Source organism: Pseudomonas persica, assembly GCF_900291015.1.
In the GTDB taxonomy this organism is placed as follows: Bacteria; Pseudomonadota; Gammaproteobacteria; order Pseudomonadales; family Pseudomonadaceae; genus Aquipseudomonas.
The window spans coordinates 1-266 of record NZ_OLKL01000179.1 but is presented as its reverse complement, the minus strand read 5'-3'; the positions used below and the strand labels follow the sequence as shown (position 1 = coordinate 266).

1 protein-coding gene is annotated in these 266 nt (G+C 57.5%); it reads right to left on the bottom strand.

Features of this window, described 5'->3' with window-relative positions:
- Positions 1-254: hypothetical protein (locus FQ664_RS26195; RefSeq protein WP_368668000.1), on the bottom strand; the 254-nt coding region annotated here is incomplete at its 3' end.
- Positions 255-266: the final 12 nt, after the last annotated feature.

Genomic DNA, 266 nt, shown 5'->3' with positions numbered 1-266 from the left:
GTGTAGAGCTTCTCCTGGAATTCCTCGGTCCATCGCTGGCCGGCATCGCCATGGAGCCCGGCTACGGCCCCACCGCCCATCTCACTGATGATGACGGGCTTGTCGTAGGGAATCTCCCATTTCATCTTGGCAGCATCGTTGACATCGCGGTACCAGCCGATATACTGGTTGAAGCTGATGACATCCACCCAGCGGTTCATGTTGTCGTTCAGCCGGTTGACGTAGTTGCTGGCTCCCGTGACCTCCATTGCCATGGAGACTAACCG